General features: G+C 64.5%; 20 protein-coding genes and 2 tRNA genes. 19 read left to right on the top strand and 3 right to left on the bottom strand.

Annotated elements, in window-relative coordinates; genetic code table 11:
* Positions 1 to 101: 101 nt before the first annotated feature.
* The 15 genes from tsf (at position 102) to BA022_RS07795 (ending at position 14,419) form a co-directional block, all read left to right on the top strand.
* The gene (tsf, locus tag BA022_RS07865; RefSeq protein WP_011805779.1) at positions 102 to 998 is read left to right on the top strand and encodes a translation elongation factor Ts; all 897 of its coding nucleotides are present in this window, start codon (positions 102 to 104) and stop codon (positions 996 to 998) included.
* Between the two features lie 60 nt (positions 999 to 1,058).
* Complete coding sequence (pyrH, locus tag BA022_RS07860; RefSeq protein ID WP_011805778.1) at positions 1,059 to 1,781, top strand: UMP kinase; 723 nt, start codon at positions 1,059 to 1,061, stop codon at positions 1,779 to 1,781.
* Between the two features lie 48 nt (positions 1,782 to 1,829).
* The gene (frr, locus tag BA022_RS07855) at positions 1,830 to 2,390 is read left to right on the top strand and encodes a ribosome recycling factor (RefSeq protein WP_011805777.1); all 561 of its coding nucleotides are present in this window, start codon (positions 1,830 to 1,832) and stop codon (positions 2,388 to 2,390) included.
* A gap of 28 nt (positions 2,391 to 2,418) precedes the next feature.
* Positions 2,419 to 3,153 (top strand): polyprenyl diphosphate synthase, encoded by a 735-nt coding sequence (gene uppS / locus BA022_RS07850; RefSeq protein ID WP_088887093.1) that lies wholly within the window; start codon positions 2,419 to 2,421, stop codon positions 3,151 to 3,153.
* Positions 3,154 to 3,186: 33 nt separating this feature from the next.
* Positions 3,187 to 4,041 (top strand): phosphatidate cytidylyltransferase, encoded by an 855-nt coding sequence (locus BA022_RS07845; protein ID WP_015912866.1) that lies wholly within the window; start codon positions 3,187 to 3,189, stop codon positions 4,039 to 4,041.
* Positions 4,038 to 5,210 (top strand): 1-deoxy-D-xylulose-5-phosphate reductoisomerase, encoded by a 1,173-nt coding sequence (gene ispC, locus BA022_RS07840; protein ID WP_088887092.1) that lies wholly within the window; start codon positions 4,038 to 4,040, stop codon positions 5,208 to 5,210. The genes BA022_RS07845 and ispC overlap by 4 nt, the downstream gene beginning before the upstream one ends.
* A 120-nt stretch (positions 5,211 to 5,330) precedes the next feature.
* Entirely contained in the window at positions 5,331 to 6,695 is a 1,365-nt protein-coding gene (rseP, locus tag BA022_RS07835; protein WP_088887091.1) for an RIP metalloprotease RseP, read from the top strand.
* A 45-nt stretch (positions 6,696 to 6,740) separates the two neighbouring features.
* On the top strand, positions 6,741 to 9,038 hold the full coding sequence (gene bamA, locus BA022_RS07830) for an outer membrane protein assembly factor BamA (protein ID WP_015912869.1): 2,298 nt from the start codon (positions 6,741 to 6,743) through the stop codon (positions 9,036 to 9,038).
* Complete coding sequence (locus BA022_RS07825; RefSeq protein ID WP_015912870.1) at positions 9,038 to 9,559, top strand: OmpH/Skp family outer membrane protein; 522 nt, start codon at positions 9,038 to 9,040, stop codon at positions 9,557 to 9,559. The genes bamA and BA022_RS07825 overlap by 1 nt, the downstream gene beginning before the upstream one ends.
* 24 nt (positions 9,560 to 9,583) lie before the next feature.
* On the top strand, positions 9,584 to 10,564 hold the full coding sequence (gene lpxD, locus BA022_RS07820; protein ID WP_088887090.1) for a UDP-3-O-(3-hydroxymyristoyl)glucosamine N-acyltransferase: 981 nt from the start codon (positions 9,584 to 9,586) through the stop codon (positions 10,562 to 10,564).
* 15 nt (positions 10,565 to 10,579) lie between these two features.
* Positions 10,580 to 11,020, top strand: coding sequence for a 3-hydroxyacyl-ACP dehydratase FabZ (gene fabZ, locus BA022_RS07815; protein WP_011805769.1), 441 nt, complete (start codon positions 10,580 to 10,582; stop codon positions 11,018 to 11,020).
* A gap of 17 nt (positions 11,021 to 11,037) precedes the next feature.
* On the top strand, positions 11,038 to 11,829 hold the full coding sequence (gene lpxA / locus BA022_RS07810; RefSeq protein WP_088887089.1) for an acyl-ACP--UDP-N-acetylglucosamine O-acyltransferase: 792 nt from the start codon (positions 11,038 to 11,040) through the stop codon (positions 11,827 to 11,829).
* A 15-nt stretch (positions 11,830 to 11,844) separates the two neighbouring features.
* Entirely contained in the window at positions 11,845 to 13,002 is a 1,158-nt protein-coding gene (lpxB, locus tag BA022_RS07805; protein ID WP_088887088.1) for a lipid-A-disaccharide synthase, read from the top strand.
* Complete coding sequence (gene rnhB, locus BA022_RS07800) at positions 12,977 to 13,606, top strand: ribonuclease HII (RefSeq protein ID WP_011805766.1); 630 nt, start codon at positions 12,977 to 12,979, stop codon at positions 13,604 to 13,606. Before lpxB ends, rnhB begins: the two co-directional genes overlap by 26 nt.
* Before the next feature lie 30 nt (positions 13,607 to 13,636).
* Positions 13,637 to 14,419: a TrmH family RNA methyltransferase gene (locus BA022_RS07795; protein WP_088887087.1), complete on the top strand. Its 783-nt coding sequence runs from the start codon at positions 13,637 to 13,639 to the stop codon at positions 14,417 to 14,419.
* Between the two features lie 57 nt (positions 14,420 to 14,476).
* On the opposite strand, the gene BA022_RS07790 is transcribed toward BA022_RS07795, so the two are convergent.
* The 3 genes from BA022_RS07790 to BA022_RS07780 form a co-directional block, all read right to left on the bottom strand.
* Positions 14,477 to 14,851: a hypothetical protein gene (locus BA022_RS07790; RefSeq protein WP_011805764.1), complete on the bottom strand. Its 375-nt coding sequence runs from the start codon at positions 14,849 to 14,851 to the stop codon at positions 14,477 to 14,479.
* 117 nt (positions 14,852 to 14,968) lie between these two features.
* Positions 14,969 to 15,053 (bottom strand) — tRNA-Leu (locus BA022_RS07785).
* A gap of 180 nt (positions 15,054 to 15,233) precedes the next feature.
* Positions 15,234 to 15,318: transfer RNA gene (locus BA022_RS07780), tRNA-Leu, on the bottom strand.
* Between the two features lie 19 nt (positions 15,319 to 15,337).
* Between BA022_RS07780 and rnr the strand changes: the two genes are divergently transcribed.
* From rnr to BA022_RS07760, 4 genes are read left to right on the top strand one after another with little or no spacing between them, the layout of a single operon-like run.
* Positions 15,338 to 17,632, top strand: coding sequence for a ribonuclease R (rnr, locus tag BA022_RS07775; protein WP_088887086.1), 2,295 nt, complete (start codon positions 15,338 to 15,340; stop codon positions 17,630 to 17,632).
* Positions 17,633 to 17,640: 8 nt separating this feature from the next.
* Positions 17,641 to 18,429 carry an SDR family oxidoreductase gene (locus tag BA022_RS07770; RefSeq protein WP_418236169.1) on the top strand — a complete coding sequence of 263 codons (789 nt, stop codon included), beginning with the start codon at positions 17,641 to 17,643 and terminating at the stop codon, positions 18,427 to 18,429.
* Positions 18,430 to 18,472: 43 nt separating this feature from the next.
* Complete coding sequence (locus BA022_RS07765) at positions 18,473 to 19,159, top strand: c-type cytochrome (protein ID WP_187306026.1); 687 nt, start codon at positions 18,473 to 18,475, stop codon at positions 19,157 to 19,159.
* Positions 19,156 to 20,430 (top strand): c-type cytochrome, encoded by a 1,275-nt coding sequence (locus tag BA022_RS07760; protein WP_088887084.1) that lies wholly within the window; start codon positions 19,156 to 19,158, stop codon positions 20,428 to 20,430. Before BA022_RS07765 ends, BA022_RS07760 begins: the two co-directional genes overlap by 4 nt.
* Positions 20,431 to 20,437 lie beyond the last annotated feature (7 nt).

The raw sequence follows: 20,437 nt of genomic DNA, 5'->3' as shown, positions 1-20,437 counted from the left end.
GGCCGCGCGATGCGTCGCAAAAAAAGCGGGGCCCCTGGTGAGCCCCCTTTTTTTAGCTTCTGATCCTGTAACGAACTGAACTCAAGAACTGGAGAAACACGATGGCTGCAATTACCGCAAGCATGGTTGCCGAACTGCGTGGCAAGACCGATGCCCCCATGATGGAATGCAAGAAGGCCCTGACCGAGGCCGACGGCGACATGGCCAAGGCCGAAGAGCTTCTGCGCGTCAAGCTGGGCACCAAGGCCGGCAAGGCTGCTTCCCGCGTAACGGCCGAAGGCGTGGTGGCATCGTTCATCAACGGCAACGTGGGTGCGCTGATCGAAGTGAACAGCGAAACCGATTTCGTGTCCAAGAACGACAGCTTCATCGCCATGGCCAACGCCGCCGCCAAGCTGGTCGCGGAACACAACCCCGCCGATATCGAAGCCCTGGGCCAATTGGCCTATGAGCAGGACGGCTTCGGCCCCACCCTGGAAGATGTGCGCAAGGGCCTGATCGGCAAGATCGGCGAGAACATGTCTTTCCGTCGTTTCAAGCGTTTCAGCGGCTCCAACCTGGCCGCCTACCTGCACGGCTCGCGCATCGGCGTGGTGGTGGAGTTCGACGGCGATGCCGTGGCCGCCAAGGACGTGGCCATGCATGTGGCCGCCATGAAGCCCGTGGCGCTGACCAGCGCCGACGTGCCTGCCGACCTGATCGCCAAGGAGCGTGCCGTGGCCGAGGGCAAGGCCGCCGAGTCCGGCAAGCCGGCCGATATCGCCGCCAAGATGGTCGAAGGCTCGGTGCAGAAGTACCTCAAGGAAGTCTCGCTGGCCGACCAGGTCTTCGTGAAGGCCGCCGATGGCAAGCAGACCGTGGCCCAGATGCTCAAGGCCGCCAACACCACGGTGAAGGGCTTCACCCTGTACGTGGTGGGCGAGGGCATCGAGAAGAAGGTGGACGATTTCGCCGCCGAGGTGGCTGCGCAAGTCGCTGCCGCCAAGTCGGGCGCCTGATAGCGCCTGCCGCCCACGCCGCCCTTCATCCCCCCAGTCCAGCCTTACGGAGAATTGCCCATGACCCTCGCCACGCCAGCCCACAAGCGCATCCTGCTCAAGTTGTCTGGTGAGGCGCTCATGGGCGATGACGCATTCGGCATCAACCGTGCCACGATCGTGCGCATGGTCGAGGAGATCGCCGAGGTCACTCGCCTGGGCGTGCAAGTGGCGGTGGTGATCGGCGGGGGCAACATCTTCCGCGGTGTGGCGGGTGGGTCCGTGGGCATGGACCGCGCCACGGCCGACTACATGGGCATGCTGGCCACCGTGATGAACGCGCTGGCCCTGGCGGACGCCATGGACAAGCAGGGGCTGACGGCCCGCGTGATGTCCGCCATCGGCATCGAGCAGGTGGTGGAGCCCTACGTGCGTCCCAAGGCACTGCAGTACCTCGAAGAGGGCAAAGTGGTGGTGTTCGCCGCCGGAACCGGCAACCCCTTCTTCACCACCGACACGGCCGCCGCGCTGCGTGGCGCCGAGATCGGCGCCGAGGTGGTGCTCAAGGCGACCAAGGTCGACGGCGTGTACACGGCCGATCCGATGAAGGACCCGTCGGCCACCCGCTATGCCAAGCTCACGTTCGACGAGGCCATGAGCCGCAACCTGGGCATCCTGGATGCGACGGCCTTTGCCCTGTGCCGCGACCAGAAGCTGCCGATCCGCGTGTTCTCCATCGTGAAACATGGCGCGCTGAAGCGCGTGGTGATGGGCGAAGACGAAGGCACGTTGGTGTACGCTTGATGGCTTTGCCGCGCCTGGCCTGATTGCCCGCTTGCAGAGGAACCACACATGACGATTGCCGACATCAAGAAGACGACCGAGGCGAAGATGGATCAGTCCATCGCCGCCTTCAAGAACAACCTGGCCAAGATCCGCACCGGCCGCGCCAACCCGCAGCTGCTCGACACGATCCATGTCGAGTACTACGGATCCATGGTGCCGTTGTCCCAGGTGGCCAACGTGGCCTTGCTCGACGCGCGCACCATCAGTGTGCAGCCCTGGGAAAAGAACATGGGTGCCAAGATCGAGAAGGCGATCCGTGAAAGCGATCTGGGGCTGAACCCGGCCTCCATGGGCGACCTGATCCGCGTGCCCATGCCGCCGATGAGTGAAGAGCGCCGCAAGGAGATGACCAAGCTGGCGCGCAGCGAAGGCGAGGGCGCCAAGGTGGCCATCCGCAACCTGCGCCGCGATGCCAATGAGGGCGTCAAGAAGCTGGTCAAAGACAAGCTCGCCTCCGAGGACGACCAAAAGCGCGCCGAGGCCGATGTGCAGAAAACCACCGACAAGCACATTGCAGAGATCGATGCCTTGGTGGCGGCCAAGGAGCAGGAAATCATGGCGATCTGATCCGGTTTTGCGGATCGATCCTGGATTCATGCCCACCGTGCAGGGAGCCATTCCCCACCACATTGCCATCGTCATGGATGGCAACGGCCGCTGGGCGACGCGCCGCTTCCTGCCGCGCCTGGCGGGGCATCGGCAGGGCGTGGAATCGCTGCGGCGCTGCGTGCATGCCTGCGTCCAACGCGGCGTGGGCGTGCTTACCGTGTTCGCGTTTTCCTCCGAGAACTGGAACCGTCCGGCGGACGAGGTGTCCGGTCTCATGGATCTGCTTGCCAAGGCGCTGACACGTGAGGTGCCGCAACTGGCCCGGGATGGCGTGCAGGTGCACTTCGTGGGGGAAAAATCGGGCATTTCGGCGCAGGTGCGCGAAGGGCTTCAGCGTGCCGAGGCGGCCACCGCAGGCAATCAGCGCCTGGTGCTCAATGTCTGCTTCAACTACGGCGGCCGCTGGGACATCACGCAGGCCGCAGCTGCGCTTGCAGCGCGGGGCGAGCCCATCACCGAGGCCAGCCTGCATGCCGCCATGGGCATGGCCCATGTGCCCGATCCGGATCTGCTGATCCGAACCGGTGGCGAGCGGCGCATCAGCAACTTCCTGCTGTGGCAGGCCGCCTATACCGAACTGTATTTCAGTGACCGCCTGTGGCCCGATTTCGACGAGGCCGCACTGGATGAAGCCATCGCGGACTTCGCGGCGCGCGAGCGCCGCTTTGGCCAAACCTCCGACCAGGTACAAGCGCAGCAGCCCGGTTCGCTGCGTGCCTGATTCCGTCCACCGCACATCGCTGAAGGGGCCTGGATGCTCAAGCAACGTGTCATCACCGCGTTGGTCCTGCTGGCCATTCTGTTGCCGGCATTGTTCTATCCCTCGTTCGTGCCCTTTGCCGTGGTGACGCTGGTCATGATGGCTGCGGCGGCGTGGGAATGGGGTCGGCTCAACGGCCTCGGCGGTGGCGGCAGCATCGGCCTGGGGGCCGCGTGTGTAGTGCTGTGCGGCCTCGGGTGGGCTGCGGGCTGGCTGCACCAGCCGCTGCCCTGGCTGTGGCTGGTGGGCGGCGCTGCCTGGGTGCTGGGCGGGGCCGCCTTGCTGCGCGTGGGCGTGGCCGGCTGGCCGCAGCTGCCGCGCGGGCTGCGCGTGGCTGGGGGCGTGCTGGCGCTGTGGATGGCCTGGCTGGCCGTGGCCCAGGCGCGCGTGGTGGGGGTCAATTTCCTTCTGTCGGTTCTGACCCTGGTGTGGGCGGCCGATATCTTTGCCTACTTTGCCGGCCGCGCTTTTGGCCTGCGCTTCACGCGCAACAAGCTGGCTCCCTCTATCAGCCCCGGCAAGAGCTGGGAAGGGGTGTGGGGTGGCATGCTGGGTGTGCTGGTGCTGGCCGCGGCCTGGACCGCGGCCGATGGGGCCTGGCAGGCCAGCGTGCCCAGCCTGTACTCACGCCTGGCAGCCCAGGGCGTATGGCTGCTGGTCGTTGGCGCATTGTTCATGGCCGCCATGAGCGTGGTAGGCGACCTGGTGGAGTCGCTCATCAAGCGCAGCGCCGGTGTCAAGGACAGCAGCGGCCTGCTGCCCGGCCACGGCGGCGTACTGGACCGCATCGATGCGCTGCTGCCCACGCTGCCCCTGGCCATGATGCTTTCTCATTTCGCATCCGCATGAAACAACGTCTCACGGTGCTGGGTTCTACGGGATCCATCGGCACCAGCACCCTCGACGTGGTGGCACGCCACCCCGATCGCTACGAAGTCTTTGCGCTGAGCGCGGCCACGCAGGTGGACCTGATGCTGACGCAATGCGCGCAGTTCCGCCCGCGCTATGCGGTGATGGCCAGCAGTGCACACGCGAGGCAGCTGGCAGACAAACTGCAGCAGCGCGGCTTGCCCACCGAGGTGCTGCAGACACCCGATGCGCTGCAAGCCATTGCCTCCCACGAAGAGGTGGACGCGGTCATGGCGGCCATCGTGGGCGCGGCGGGACTGGCGCCGTGCCTGGCGGCCGCGCGTGCGGGCAAGCGCCTGCTGCTGGCCAACAAGGAGGCGCTGGTCGTCGGGGGCGAGGTGTTCATGGCCGCGGTGCGCGAAGGCGGCGCCACGCTGCTGCCCATCGACAGCGAGCATTCCGCCATCTTCCAGAGCCTGCCCGAAGACCCCGCCACCTGGCCGCGGCGCGTGGACCACGTGCTGCTCACCGCGTCGGGCGGGCCGTTTCGCACGCGCGACCCGGCCACGCTGCGCGACGTGACGCCGGCGCAGGCCTGCGCGCATCCCAACTTCTCGATGGGCCGCAAGATTTCCATCGACTCGGCCACGATGATGAACAAGGCGCTGGAGGTGATCGAGGCGCGCTGGCTGTTCAACCTGGCGCCCGAGCAGATCAAGGTGGTCATCCACCCGCAGCAGATCATCCACTCCATGGTGCAGTTTGTGGACGCGTCCATCATTGCCCAGTTGGGCACGCCCGATATGCGCGTGCCCATCGCCTGTGGCCTGGCCTGGCCCGAGCGGGTGGAAAGCGGCGCGGCACCCCTGGATTTCACGCAACTGGCGGCGCTGACCTTCGAAGAAGCGGATGCCACGCGCTTTCCCGGCCTGCACCTGTCCTGGCAGGCGTTGCGCGCGGCGCCCGGCACCACGGCCGTGCTCAATGCCGCCAACGAGGTGGCAGTGGCGGCTTTCCTGGAGCAGCGCATACGTTTCGACCAGATCCATGCGCTCAACCTTGCAACTTTGGAAGCCGTCGAACCGTCCAACCCGGACTCGCTGGACGCACTGCTGGCGCTGGATGCGCGCACGCGTGCGCGGTCCGCGGAGCTGATGGCGCGCCTGTGAGGGATGCTCTTAAAAGGTGAGCGTTTTGCGCTTGTCATACAAGGGTTACAGGTGACTTTTATATTCAAACCATTGCTGGATAAGCGCAAGGCGCTCTGATTTTTGTAGGAAACCCCAGGCATGCTGCTGACTGTCGTTGCCTTCATCGTCGCGTTGGGCGTGCTGATCGCCGTGCACGAGTACGGCCATTACCGCGTAGCGGTGGCCTGCGGTGTCAAGGTCCTCCGCTTCTCGGTCGGCTTTGGCAAGCCTTTGCTGCGTTGGCAGCCCAAGGGCTCACCCACGGAATTCGTCATCGGCGCCTTTCCGCTGGGAGGGTACGTGCGCATGCTGGACGAGCGCGAAGCGCCCGTCGAGCCGCATGAACGCCACCTGGCCTTCAATACCCAGCCCCTGCGTTCGCGCGCCGCCATCGTTGCCGCGGGGCCGCTGGCCAATCTACTGCTGGCGGTGTTGTTGTACGCCGCCGTCAACTGGAGCGGCGTGGACGAGCCCAAGGCCTACCTGGCCAGCCCTGTAGCGGGGTCGGTGGCCGAGCAGGCGGGCCTGCGCGGCGGCGAACTGGTGGTGTCCGCCGGGCTGGGTGAGGGCGATTTCGAGCCCGTGCGCTCGTTCGAAGACCTGCGCTGGACGCTCACGCGCGGCGCGCTGGACGGGCAGAACGTGCGGCTGCTGCTGCAGCCAGAGCGCGGAACGACGCCGCGCGAGGTGCTGTTGCGCATAGATCAGCTGGACGTGCGCGAGGCCGATGTGCAGCTGTATCGCCGCATCGGCATCACCGCGCCCTGGACGCGTCCCGTGCTGGGCGAGGTCGTGCTAGGCGGCGCGGCTGCGCGTGCGGGGCTGCGCGCTGGCGATGTGGTTCTGCGCCTGGGCAATGCGGCGGTGGTGGATGGCGTGCAACTGCGCGAGCTGATACGCGCGTCCGTGCAGGCAGGCCGGCCGCTCACGCAGGTCTGGCGCATCGAGCGCGACGGTCAGCCGCGCGACCTGGAAGTCACGCCCGAAGTGGCGCAGGAGGCGGGCGGCGCCGTGGGACGCGTCGGCGCCTATGTGGGCGCGCCGCCCGAGATGGTGAACGTGCATTACGGCCCCTTGGAAGGGCTCTGGAAAGGCACGGTGCGCACATGGGAGGTGTCGGTCCTCACGCTGCGCATGATGGGCCGCATGGTGATCGGTGAGGCTTCGCTCAAGAACCTCAGCGGGCCGCTGACCATCGCCGATTACGCAGGCCGTTCCGCCAGCATGGGGCTGACCCAGTACCTCAGCTTCCTCGCACTCATCAGCGTGAGCCTGGGAGTGCTGAACCTGCTTCCGCTGCCCGTATTGGATGGGGGGCACCTGATGTATTATCTTTGGGAGGGGGTGACGGGACGGGGCGTGTCCGAAGCCTGGATGGAGCGGCTGCAGCGCACAGGCGTCGCGGTGCTTCTCCTCATGATGTCCATCGCCCTGTTCAACGACCTCACCCGGCTTTTTGGCTAACCTTTTCGCCGCTGTTGCGCTGCACTGTCGGCTCCAGCTTCATCCATGAGAAAACATATCAATCGCCTGGGCGTGCGTACGGCATCCGCCCTCGCAGCCATGGTTTTTGCCTCCCAAGCCGCATGGGCGCTGGCGCCGTTCAAGGTGCAGGACATCCGTGTGGAAGGCCTGCAACGTGTGGAGCCGGGCACCATCTTCGCGTCGTTGCCGCTGCGCGTGGGTGACGAGTACAACGACGACAAGGGTGCAGCAGCCATCCGCGCGCTGTTTGCCCTTGGGCTGTTCAAGGACGTGCGCCTGGAGGCTTCCGGCAACGTGCTGGTGGTGGTGGTGGAAGAGCGCCCGACCATCGCCGACGTGGATTTCGCCGGCACCAAGGAGTTCGACAAGGACACCCTCAAGAAGGCCATGCGCGACGTGGGTTTGACCGAGGGGCGCCCCTTCGACAAGGCCCTGGCCGACCGCGCCGAGCAGGAGCTCAAGCGCCAGTACATCAACCGCAGCCTGTACGGCGCGGAGGTGGTGACCACCGTCACGCCGATCGAGCGCAACCGCGTCAACCTCACCTTCACCGTCACCGAGGGCGAGCCCGCCAAGATCAAGGAAATCCGCATCGTCGGCAACAAGGCCTTCAGCGAATCCACGCTCAAGGGGCTGTTCGACCAGGACACGGGCGGCTGGATGAGCTGGTACACCAAATCCAACCGCTATTCGCGCGCCAAGCTCAATGCAGACCTGGAGACGCTGCGCTCGTACTATCTGGCGCGCGGCTTCCTGGAGTTCCGCATCGAGTCCACGCAGGTGGCAATCTCGCCCGACAAGCAGGACATCTCGATCACCGTCAACGTGAACGAAGGCCAGAGCTATGTGGTTTCAGGAGTGAAGTTGGAAGGCAACTACCTGGACCGCGATGACGAGTTCAAGTCGCTCATCACCATCCGCCCTGGCGAGCCCTACAACGCCGACAAGGTGGCCGAAACCACCAAGGCTTTCACTGACCACTTCGGGAACTTCGGCTTCGCCTTCGCGCGTGTGGAGGCCGTGCCCGAGATCGACCGCGAGAACAACCGCGTGGCCCTGGTGCTGCGTGCAGAGCCCTCGCGCCGCGCCTATGTGCGCCGGATCAACGTGAGCGGCAACAACCGCACCCGCGACGAAGTCATCCGCCGCGAATTCCGCCAGTTTGAAGCCTCCTGGTACGACGGCGACAAGATCAAGCTGTCGCGCGACCGCGTGGACCGCCTGGGCTATTTCACTGAGGTGAATGTGGAAACCCAGGAGGTGCCGGGCGCGCCCGACCAGGTGGACCTGGTGGTGAACGTGGCCGAGAAGCCTACGGGATCGCTGCAACTGGGGGCGGGCTTTTCCAGCGCCGAGAAGGTCTCGGTGTCGTTTGCCATCAAGCAGGAGAACGTCTTCGGTTCAGGCAACTACCTTGGCGTGGACGTCAACACCAGCAAGTACCGCCGCACGCTGGTGTTCTCCACCACCGATCCGTACTTCACGCAGGATGGCATCTCCCGTACCTTCGACGTGTACTACCGCACGGCCAAGCCCTACGAAGACCAGGGCGGCAACTATGAGCTGGTCACCGCGGGCACCAGTGTGCGCTTGGGCGTACCCTTCAGCGAGACCGACACCGTGTTCTTCGGGGGGGGAGTGGAGCAGACGCGCATCAAGGCCGGTACCAATATCCCCGCCGCCTACCTCGCCTATGCGCAGCAGTTTGGTGAAACCAGCCTATCAGTGCCGCTCACCATTGGCTGGTCGCGCGATGACCGTGACAGTGCGTTGGCACCGAACTCCGGGCGGTACCAGCGCCTGAACTCCGAATGGTCCGTGGCCGGCGATGCGCGCTATGTGCGAGCCAACTACCAATACCAGCAGTACATTCCCTTGAACAAGCAGTTCACCATCGCCTTCAACGGTGAGTTGGGCTTAGGCAAGGGCATGAATGGCCGTCCCTTCCCGGTGTTCAAGAATTTCTACTCCGGCGGCCTGGGCTCGGTGCGCGGCTTCGACCAGGGCACACTGGGTCCGCGGGACGTGACCGGTGCGTCGCTGGGCGGCCCCAAGAAGATCACGCTGAATGCCGAACTCATCGCGCCGTTCCCCGGCGCCGGCAACGACCGCACGCTGCGCTGGTTCACTTTCGTGGACGCGGGCAACGTGTACGGCGAGGATGAGAGCTGGGAGCTGGGCGACATGCGCGTCTCGGCTGGTCTGGGCCTGAGCTGGATTTCCCCGCTGGGCCCGCTACGTATCGCCATTGCACAACCGGTGCGCAAGTTCGCCGGCGATAAAATCCAGAAACTGCAATTCCAGATCGGAACGTCTTTCTAATGAAATCCCTTTCCCGCCACATTCCCCTGGTCGTCCTGTTGGGCTCCCTGGCTGCCGCCGTGCCTGCACAGGCACAGGAGTTCAGGGCCGGCTTTGTGAATACCGACCGCATCTTCCGCGAAGCCAACACCGCCAAGGCGGCGCAGGCCAAGCTGGAGCAGGAGTTCTCCCGCCGGGAGAAAGAACTGGTGGACATGGGCAATTCGCTCAAGTCCGCCACCGAGAAGTTCGAGCGTGAGGCGCCCACGATGGCCGAGAGCCAGCGCACCGCACGGCAACGCCAGTTGGTGGACCAGGACCGCGAATTCCAGCGCAAGCGCCGCGAATTCCAGGAGGACCTGGGCGCGCGCAAGAACGAGGAACTGGGCCAGGTGCTCGAGCGCGCGAACCGCGTCGTCAAGCAGGTGGCCGAGCAGGAGAAGTACGACGTGATCCTGCAGGAGGCCGTCTACATCAATCCCAAGCACGACATCACCGACAAGGTGATCAAGGCGATGAACGCTGCCAACGGCGGCAAGTAAAGCACCGGCACGGGACAGTAGCGCGTGAGCTTGCGACTCGGGCAGATCGTCGATGCACTTGGGGGCAGCCTGGAAGGAGGGGAGAGGGATACCGAAATCCTCCGCATAGCCCCGCTGGAATCCTCCGGCCCGGGTGACCTGTCCTTCCTGAGCAATCCGCGCTACCAGTCACAACTGGCCGCCTCCCAGGCGGCCTGTGTCATTGTGGCCCCCGCGATGCGCAATGCAGCCTTGGAGCGCGGCGCGTGCATCGTTGTGGAGCAGCCCTACACATACTTTGCACACGTGACGCAGCTGTGGGTGCGTGCGCATGGCCAAGGTGCGCCTGCGGGCATCCACCCCAGCGCCGTGGTTGATCCGCAAGCCCGGGTGGCCTCGACAGCCTCGATCGGTCCCCTGTGCGTGGTCGAGCGCGGCGCAGTGATTGGAGCGCACACGGTGCTCAAGTCGCGGGTGACGGTCGGCGAGCGTTGCACGGTTGGCGAGCGCTGCATCCTGCACCCTGGCGTGGTCATCGGGGCCGACGGCTTCGGCTTTGCGCAGCAGCGCGGCGAATGGATCAAGATTGAGCAACTGGGCGCGGTGCGCATTGGCAACGATGTGGAGATCGGTGCGAACACCTGCATCGACCGCGGTGCGCTCGACGACACGGTCATCGAAGACGGCGTCAAGCTCGACAACCTGATCCAGATCGCTCACAACGTGCACATCGGCCGCCACACCGCCATGGCGGGCTGTTCCGCGGTGGCGGGCAGCACCCGCATCGGCGCGCACTGCACGATTGCAGGGGCCGCGTCCATCGTGGGGCACCTGCAGTTGGCGGACAATGTGCACATCTCCACCAACACGGTGGTGACGCACTCGATCACGCAACCGGGGCAGTACACCGGGGTGTTTCCCATGGACGACAATGCGAAGTGGGAAAAGAACGCGGCCACGCTGCGGCAGCTGTACCGGCTGCGTGAACGCATCAAGGCTCTCGAACAAACACGAAAAGACGGCTAGGCCGCTCACAGAAAAATGATGGATATCCACCAAATTCTCAAACTCCTGCCCCACCGCTATCCGTTCCTGCTGGTGGATCGGGTGAATGAGCTCGAACGCGGCAAGCGCATCCTGGCCATCAAGAACGTGACCATCAACGAGCCGTTTTTCACGGGGCACTTCCCCGCACGCCCGGTAATGCCGGGGGTGTTGATTCTCGAAGCACTCGCGCAGGCGGCGGGCTTGCTGTCGTTCGACATGATGGGTGAGGCGCCGGGCGACGACAAGGTTTTTTACTTCGTCGGTATCGATGGTGCGCGCTTCAAGCGCCCCGTGGAGCCAGGCGATCAGCTCATCCTCGACGTGGAACTGGACCGCATCAAGGGCGGCATCTACAAGTTCAAGGGCGTCGCGCGCGTGGGCGACAGCGTCGCGTGCGAGGCCGAGATCATGTGCACCATGCGCACGGTGGCCTGACGGGCCGAGGATTTCGCTTGGCGCCCAACATCCATTCCACGGCCCTCGTTGATGCGGCCGCGCAGTTGGACCCTACTGTTACGGTGGGGCCGTATGCGGTTATCGGCCCCCACGTGCAAATCGGCGCGCACACGTCGATTGGCGCGCACTGCGTGATCGAGGGCCATACACGCATTGGCGAAGACAACCGCATCTTCCAGTTCAGTTCGCTGGGAGCAGCTCCGCAGGACAAGAAATACGCGGGCGAGCCCACGCGTTTGGAGATCGGCCACCGCAACACCATCCGCGAGTTCTGCACCTTCAACGTCGGCACCGTGCAGGACCGGGGCGTCACCACCATCGGGGACGACAACTGGATCATGGCCTATGTGCACATCGCGCACGACTGCGTGGTGGGCAACCAGACCATCCTGGCCAACAACGCCACGCTGGCCGGACATGTGCAGGTGGGTGACCAGGCCATCATCGGCGGCTTGACCGGCGTGCACCAGTTTTCACGCATCGGCGCCCACGTCATGGCGGGCTTTGCCAGCCGCATCTCGCAAGATGTTCCGCCCTTCATGATGGTGGACGGCAATCCGCTGGCCGTGCGCGGGCTGAACCTGGAAGGGCTGCGCCGGAGGGGTTTTTCCGCGCAGCGCATGGCGGGCATCAAGCAGGCCTACCGCCTGCTGTACCGCCAGGGCCTCACGCTGGAGGCCGCGCTGTCGGCCATGGCCGACGTGCCGCATTCGCATCCCGAGGCGGAAGGCGATATCGCCCTGCTGCGTGATTTCGTGATCGCGTCTCAGCGCGGTATCGCGCGCTGAGACGCCGCTGGCGCCATGGTGGCTGAGTCTCCCCGCGTCGCAATGGTGGCTGGCGAAACCTCTGGCGACCTGCTGGCCGGCCTGCTGCTGGACGGCCTGCGTGCGCGGTGGCCCGCCGTGGCCAGTATGGGCATCGGCGGGCCGCGCATGCAGGAGCGGGGCTTTCAGGCCTGGTGGCCCAGCGAACGGCTGGCCGTGCACGGCTACAGCGTCGAGCTGGTGCGGCGCCTGCTGGGCATTCTGCGGATCCGCCGGCAGCTGCGTGCCAGATTGCTGGCGGACAAGCCCGACGTCTTCATCGGCGTGGATGCGCCCGATTTCAACCTGGGGTTGGAGGCGGACCTGCGTGCCGCCGGCATAAAGACGGTGCACTTCGTCTGCCCTTCGATCTGGGCGTGGCGCGCCGATCGGGTCGAGAAGATTCGTGCCAGCGCGGACCATGTCCTGTGCATCTTTCCGTTTGAACCGGAACTGCTCGCGCGCCAGGGCATCGCCGCCACCTATGTCGGCCACCCATTGGCCAGTGTCATCCCCCGGGTGCCCGACAAGGCGGCTGCGCGCGCACAGCTGGGCCTGGCGGTACACGATGAAGTGCTGGCCATCCTGCCGGGCAGTCGCTCGGCGGAGGTGGCCTACATTGCCAAGCCGTTCTTTCAGGCTGCAGCGCTTATCAAAAAAGCGCGACCAGCTATAAAAATAGTAGTACCCGCGGTGCCTGCCCTGAGGGCTCGTATCGAGCAGATCGCGCGCGAATGCGGGGTGCTGGATGCGCTGACCATCGTCACGGGCCAATCGCACTTGGTGCTCGCGGCCTGCGACGTGACGCTGATCGCCAGTGGCACTGCCACGCTGGAGGCCGCGCTGTTCAAGCGGCCGATGGTCATCTCCTACCACATGCATCCGATCAGTTGGCGCCTCATGCGCCGCAAGCAGTTGCAGCCCTGGGTGGGCTTGCCCAACATCCTGTGCAGGGAGTTCGTGGTGCCCGAGCTGTTGCAGGACGCCGCCACGCCCGACGCACTGGCCACCGCGGTCGAGGGCTGGCTGGACGCGCGGTTGCAGGATCCGGCCCGTATCCAACGGCTGGAACAGCGCTTCACGGCATTGCACGACGATCTGCAGCGCGATACCCCGCGACTGGCTGCCCATGCGATCCAGAACCTCCTTGCTTGAACAGGCCGCCCTGGACTGGCATCCGCCCGGCCTCGTCGCTGGCGTGGATGAGGCCGGGCGCGGGCCCTTGGCCGGCCCCGTGGTGGCGGCTGCGGTGATCCTGGACGACCTGCAGCCCATCGCTGGCCTGGCCGACTCCAAGGTGCTAACGGCCGCACGGCGCGAGAAGCTCTACGACGAGATCCGCGCCAAGGCGCTGTGCTGCAGCATTGCGGAAGCATCGGTGGAGGAGATCGATCAACACAATATCCTGCAAGCCACGATGCTGGCCATGCGCCGTGCGGTGCTGGGGCTGCGGCTGAAGCCGGTGCGGGTGTTGGTGGATGGCAATCGCTTGCCGCCGCTGGACGTTCCGGCGGAGGCCATCGTCAAGGGCGATGCGCTGGTCGCGTCGATCTCAGCCGCCTCCATTCTTGCAAAGGTCACGCGCGACCGCTGGTGCGCGCAATTGCACCAGCAATACCCGGTGTATGGCTTTGCCGGCCATAAGGGCTACGGCACGGCAGAGCACCTGGCCGCGCTGGAAGTGCATGGGGCCTGTCCCCAGCACCGGCGCTCGTTCGCGCCGGTGGCGCGCGCCTTGCAGGCGCCCGTCGCCGCCTGAGTCAGATCGCTATCCCCCTTTGCGTTTCCTATGCACGCCACGCCTGCTTTCATCCAATCGCGCGACAACGCACTGCTCAAGGAGTTGCGCCGCCTGTCGCAGGACAGTTCCGCATACCGCAAACAGGGCCGTGTGTGGCTGGAGGGAGATCATCTGTGCAGCGCCGCGCTGGCGCGTGGACAAAAGCCAGCGATAGCGGTGTTCTCGGAGTCATTTTGGCCCAAAGCGCCCGCGGAATATGCGCGAGCAGCTATAAAAAATGTAGTGATCGCTGATGTGCTCTGGAGTGACATCAGTGCTCTGGAATCTCCGGCGCCCATGGGTTTTGTGTTGCCGCTGCCTGAAGCGGAGGGGTTGGACGGCAGGATGCCGACTGTCGTGCTCGACCGCCTGCAGGATGCGGGTAACGTGGGCTCCATCCTGCGCAGCGCATCAGCATTCGGGTTCACGCAAGTGGCGGCGCTGAAAGGCACCGCTGCGCTCTGGAGTGGCAAGGTGCTGCGCGCGGGCATGGGCGCCCATTTCGCCCTGCGGCTGGTCGAGGGGTTGGCGCCCGCAGACATCGACCGGCTGGAGGTCCCGTTGCTGGCAACCAGCTCGCACGAGGGCGACTTCCTCCATCGCGCAGCCTTGCCCTGGCCGTGTGGCTGGATCATGGGCCACGAAGGGCAGGGCGTCTCGCCCGCCCTGCAGCAGCGTGCGCGGCGCCACATCCGCATTGCCCAGCCTGGGGGCGAGGAGTCGCTCAACGTGGGGGCCGCCGCGGCCATCTGCCTCCATGCCAGCGCTGCGGCGCGCGACTCGGCTGGCTGAGGCGTTCACGGACCTGGCCGCGCGTCCGCCGGCGGTAGGGCGAATCGGTTGGAGAGCCTACTCAGTGCCCGCGAGACAGGGCACATTGATGTCGCGCGCGAACAGCCGGCAATTGATTGAGTGGCTTGCTTCCACGCCGGCGTTGCGGTTGCGTTGAAATGCCGCCAGCTTGTTCTCTTCGTAGCGCGGATGGGGCGGCGCGCCTTCGGGGCGGTCCAGGCTCTCGGCCCACACGGAGGCATGGCACAGGCTCTTGCCTTCGCAGGCATTCGCCGCGGCGCGCTGCACATAGGCGCGGTTGCCCGCCTTGTCGGTCGGTACCATCACATACACATGATGGCCATACCGGCCGATTACGGCATCTTGGGCCAGGGCATGCGGGGCGCTCAGTGTGAGCATCAGTCCCAGCAGGGCGAAAGTGGGTCGCTTCATGATTTTCCTCCGGTAGTATTTATTGTGTGGCTCGCTGCGCCAGCAGTGAATCTCGGGCCTGCAGGGGCGTTACAAACAAAAAAGCCGCTGAAAAAATCAGCGGCTTTTGCTTGTCTTTGGTGCCCAGGAGAGGACTCGAACCTCCACGATGTTACTCGCTAGTACCTGAAACTAGTGCGTCTACCAATTCCGCCACCTGGGCATTTCAGGGAAGCTCAGATTATAGGAGCCTTTTTGATCGCCTGAACGACATTTCCAAAAATTTTATGTGTCCCTCGCGGTGCTCCAACACGCCCACATTGTTGAGACCCAGGTAACAAAAAAGGCCACTTCAAATGAAGCGGCCTTTGCTGTCAGAACCCTGGCGGGTTCTCGTTAAACTTGGTGCCCAGGAGAGGACTCGAACCTCCACGATGTTACTCGCTAGTACCTGAAACTAGTGCGTCTACCAATTCCGCCACCTGGGCATTTCAGGAAAGACATAGATTGTATAGCAAAAAAAATCACTCTGAATCATCCGTCGCCAAAGTTTCACTGGACGAGATCGAAGGCACCGTCCAGGGACACCGCGACGGGCATGGCTTCGTCCTGCGCGATGACGGCCAGCCTGACATTTACCTTCCTGCCAATGAGATGCGGGCGGTATTGCACAAGGACCGGGTGCGCGTGCGCATCGCGCGCCAGGACCGGCGCGGCCGGCCTGAAGGCCGCGTGGTCGAGATTCTGGAGCGCCCGCCCCAACCCATCATCGGGCGCCTTCTTCAGGAGAGCGGTGTCTGGCTGGTCGCCCCTGAGGACAAACGGTACGGCCAGGACGTGCTGATTCCCAAGGGTGCTACGGGGGCTGCTGCGACGGGACAGGTCGTGGTGGTGGAACTGACCGAGCCGCCGGCTTTGTTTGGGCAACCCGTGGGGCGGGTGGTCGAAGTGCTGGGGGAGGTAGACGACCCCGGGATGGAGGTGGAAATTGCCGTGCGCAAATACGGGGTTCCGCACGAATTCTCCGAAGCGTGCCTTGACCAGGCGAAGGCGCTGCCGGACAAGGTGCGCGCTCAGGACAAGCGTCGACGCGTTGATCTGACAGATGTCCCCCTGGTCACCATCGATGGTGAAGACGCGCGCGACTTCGACGACGCGGTGTATTGCGAGCCCGCCAAGATCGGGCGCGCCAAGGGGTGGCGCCTGCTCGTGGCCATCGCGGACGTGAGCCACTATGTGGAGACGGGCAATGCCATCGATATTGACGCCTACGACCGCGCGACCAGCGTTTATTTCCCGCGGCGCGTTATCCCCATGCTGCCGGAGAAGCTCTCCAACGGGCTGTGCTCGCTGAACCCCCATGTCGAGCGCCTGTGCATGGTGTGCGACATGATGGTTACCGCCAAGGGTGAAATTCACGCCTATCAGTTCTATCCTGCGGTCATGCTCAGCCACGCGCGGCTTACCTATACCGAGGTGGCTGCGGTGCTGGCCAATACGCGCGGCCCGGAAGCGCTGAAGCATCAAGAGCGCGTGGGCAACCTGCTCAACCTCTACGAGGTCTACCGCGCATTGCTGGCCGCGCGCCAGGCGCGCGGCGCCGTGGACTTCGAGACGACCGAGACGCAAATCGTCTGTGATGACAATGGCCGTATCGAGAAAATCGTCCCGCGTGTACGCACCGAGGCGCACCGCCTGATTGAGGAGGCGATGCTCGCCGCCAACGTCTGCAGCGCCGATTTCATCGGTCATGCCGGCCGGGCGGGGCTGTATCGCGTTCATGAGGGGCCTACGCCGGAGAAGCAAGAGATCCTGCGTGCATATCTCAAAGCCATGGGTGTTGGCATGTCGATCGGGGACGACCCGCGGCCGGCAGAATTCCAGGCGATTGCCGAGGCCACCAAGGACCGAGTGGATGCGCAGCAAATCCACACCATGCTGCTGCGTTCGATGCAGCAGGCGATCTACACGCCTGTCAACAGCGGTCACTTCGGTTTGGCATTCGAAGCCTATACACACTTCACCAGTCCTATTCGCCGCTACCCGGATCTGCTGGTGCATCGCGTGATCAAGTCCATCTTGAGCGGCACAAAATATGTGCTGCCCGCGCTGCCGACGCCGGGGGAGGCTCAGTTCAAGCTGGCCAAGCGTCTGGCTTCCAAGGGGGGGGAATCCTCTGCACGCCCTTCCAAGACGGGTGGCGTTATCAGCGTCCGGGAGACGCAGGCGTGGGAGGCCGCGGGACTGCACTGCAGTGCGAACGAACGCCGTGCGGACGAGGCCAGTCGTGACGTGGAAGCATGGCTCAAGTGCCAGTACATGCGTGAGCATCTGGGTGAGGAGTACAGCGGTGTCGTCAGCGCGGTGACGAGCTTCGGCATCTTCGTGACGCTTGATGCCCTCTATGTGGAAGGGCTGGTGCACATCACAGAACTGGGTGGGGAGTACTTCAAGTTCGATGAGGCGCGGCAAGAACTGCGGGGGGAGCGCACGGGTATCCGCTATGCGATTGGTGCACGCGTGCGTGTTCAGGTCAGCCGCGTCGACCTCGATGGCCGCAAGATCGACTTCCGGCTGGTGCACGAAGCCGGCGACGGTTTCTCCACCAAAGGCCCCAAGTCCAGGGATGGCGCGAAACGCGGTTCCTCGGCAGCGGCCTTGGATGGTCGATCCGCCTCGGTGCCCACGGCCCGGGAAAGCAGAGAGGAGGGGAGCCGGCGACGCCCGCATAAGCAGGCCTTGGCCGGCAAAAAAGCGGCAGGTGGCAAGAACCCTTCTAAGGGCCGCAAATCCCGCGGTTGAGTAGATTGATGGGTAAGAAGGACAGGAGACAAGCGTCGCATATGGTTAAAGCATCGAAGGTGGCCATCGTTACGGGGGCTGGGTCAGGGATTGGCAAGGCGGCGGCTTTGGCGCTGCTGCGCGATGGATGGAGCGTTGTTCTCGCTGGGCGGCGTGAGTCGCTATTGCAGGAGGTCGTGGGCGAATCAGAGGGTGGGGTGCGTGCGTTCGCCGTTCCCACCGATGTGTCCGACCCCGCTGCGGTGCGCACGCTGTTTGACCGGGCTGTGCTTCAGTTCGGGCGGGTGGATCTGTTGTTTAACAATGCGGGCGTGAGTGCTCCCGCCGTGCCGCTGGAGGATCTGGCGGTGGAGCAGTGGCGGCAGGTGGTTGACGTCAACCTCAATGGCATGTTTTTTTGCATGCAGAACGCTTTTCGGGTCATGAAGACGCAGTCGCCACGGGGCGGGCGCATCATCAATAACGGCTCGATTTCAGCGCACGCCCCGCGGCCCAACTCCATCGCCTACACCGCCACCAAGCATGCGGTGATGGGCCTGACAAAGACAGCGGCTCTCGATGGGCGCAAGTACGATATTGCGGTGGGACAAATCGATGTCGGGAACGCCCAGACCGACCTGGCCCAGCGCATGACGCAGGGCGTGCAACAGGCCAATGGCCAGATTGCGGCGGAACCTCTGATGGACGTGGACATCGTGGGGCAGTCCGTGCTCTACATGGCCAATCTTCCGCTGGAGGCCAATGTGTTGTTCCATACCGTCATGGCGACCAAAATGCCTTTTGTCGGGCGTGGCTGAGAAACTCGTACGCCCCTTGCTGCACGCGGCAGGGGCGCTGTGCATGCTGCTCGCTGCCTCGGTGGCCGCCGCGCCGGCCGTGGATATGGCGCCGCGTGTGCAGGCCTGCACCGCGTGCCATGGCAAACAGGGGCGTGCCACTCCTGACGGTTATTTCCCTCGCATCGCGGGAAAACCGGCGGGATATCTGCACAACCAACTGCTCAATTTCCGTGATGGCCGGCGCAGCTATCCGCAGATGGCGTACTTGCTGCAGCATCTGACGGACGACTATCTACGGGAGATGGCGGACTACTTCGCAAGACTGGACCTGCCCTATGCGCCACCGGTAGCTGCAGCTGTATCAGCAGCCACACTGGCGCAGGGAGAGACGCTTGTGCGGTGGGGGGATGCGAGCCGCCAATTGCCGGCCTGCGTGCAGTGCCATGGCGATGCTCTGGCGGGCGTCGCGCCTTTCATTCCAGGGTTGCTGGGGCTGTCTCGCGATTATGTGAGCGCCCAGTTGGGGGCCTGGCAGACCGGTCTGCGGCGCGCCCATGCGCCAGATTGCATGGCGCGCATCGCCGGCAAACTGACCGCTGACGATGTAAGTTCCATCGCGGCGTGGCTGTCCTCCCGTCCTGTTCCCTCAAGGTTCACACCGGCGCCGGCATTCAAGGCGCCGCTGCCAATACCTTGTGGCGGCATGGGTTCTCCGGCGTTGCAGGCTGGCGCGGAGCAGGTGCAATGAGTGCTTGGCGCAAAAGGCTTGCGACGGCGGGGCTTTGCGTGGCGCTGGTTGCGGGAGGGATCTGGGTATTGAACCGGGTGGATGAGGCTCCGCTGCCGCACGCCGAACGCGTGACCACCACGGCCTCTCTCGACATTGCCAGAGGCCGGTACTTGGCACGTGCTGGTAACTGCCTCGCCTGCCACACCCGGCAGGGGGGCGTGGCATTCGCAGGGGGCCGTGGGATAGAGACGCCTTTTGGCGTGATTTACGCCCCCAACCTGACACCCGACCGGGAAACGGGTATCGGAGCGTGGTCTGCATCGGAATTCTGGCGTGCCCTGCACAATGGCCGTTCGCGCGATGGCAGGCTGCTTTCGCCGGCCTTTCCTTATCCCAGCTATACGCGCGTCACCCGTGAAGACTCGGATGCCATCTTTGCCTTCTTGCAAAGCTTGCCGCCGGTGGTGCAACCCAGCGTGCCGTCGCGCATGCGCTTCCCGTTCAATACCCAAGCGGCATTGGCAGTGTGGCGAGCGTTGTATTTTCGGCCTGGTGTATTCGAGCCCGTACCGTCCCGCTCTGCGGAATGGAATCGAGGCGCCTATCTCGTGCAGGGGCTCGGGCACTGTGCTGCATGCCATTCGCCGCGCAACGCTATGGGGGCGGTATCTTCAGACGGGCGTTTGAGCGGGGGGATGGCGGCAGGCTGGTACGCCCCAGCGCTCAACACCTCGAATGAAGGAGGTGTGGCGGAATGGCCGAGACAGGATGTGGTCATGCTCCTGGGGGCGGGGCGCTCTCCCCGGGCCGCGGTATCCGGCCCCATGGCGGAGGTGGTCTACCACAGCCTTCAGTATTTGAGCGATGCCGATCTGCAAGCGATGGCGGACTACCTGCAAGCGCTGCCGCCAACGGACAAGGTCGCCGCGTCTCGGCGGCCCCCTTCACCTGCGTCGATGCAGCGTGGGCGGGCCACGTACGAGCGTCAATGCGCGCAGTGCCATGGAGGCGAGGGCCAGGGCGATCCTGAGGCCTTTCCTCCGCTGGCAGGCAACCGGGCGGTGATGCTGGAAAATCCTGTCAATCTGGTGCATATGGTGCTGCGGGGCGGGTATCTGCCAGCCACCGGCGGTAATCCGCAACCCCATGGCATGCCGCCATTCCTGCAGCGTTTGAGTGACGCAGAAGTGGCGGATGTGCTTTCATATATTCGCAACGCCTGGGGTAATGCGGCTTCCAGGGTCGATACGATCGATGTCCATCGGGCCCGTGAGGGGCGTGATTCTTAAGGAACTT

It is taken from the genome of Diaphorobacter nitroreducens (assembly GCF_002214645.1).
Classification (GTDB): Bacteria; Pseudomonadota; Gammaproteobacteria; order Burkholderiales; family Burkholderiaceae_C; genus Diaphorobacter; species Diaphorobacter nitroreducens.
The sequence above is the reverse complement of the archived record's forward strand: the minus strand, read 5'-3'. Positions and strand labels throughout refer to the sequence as shown.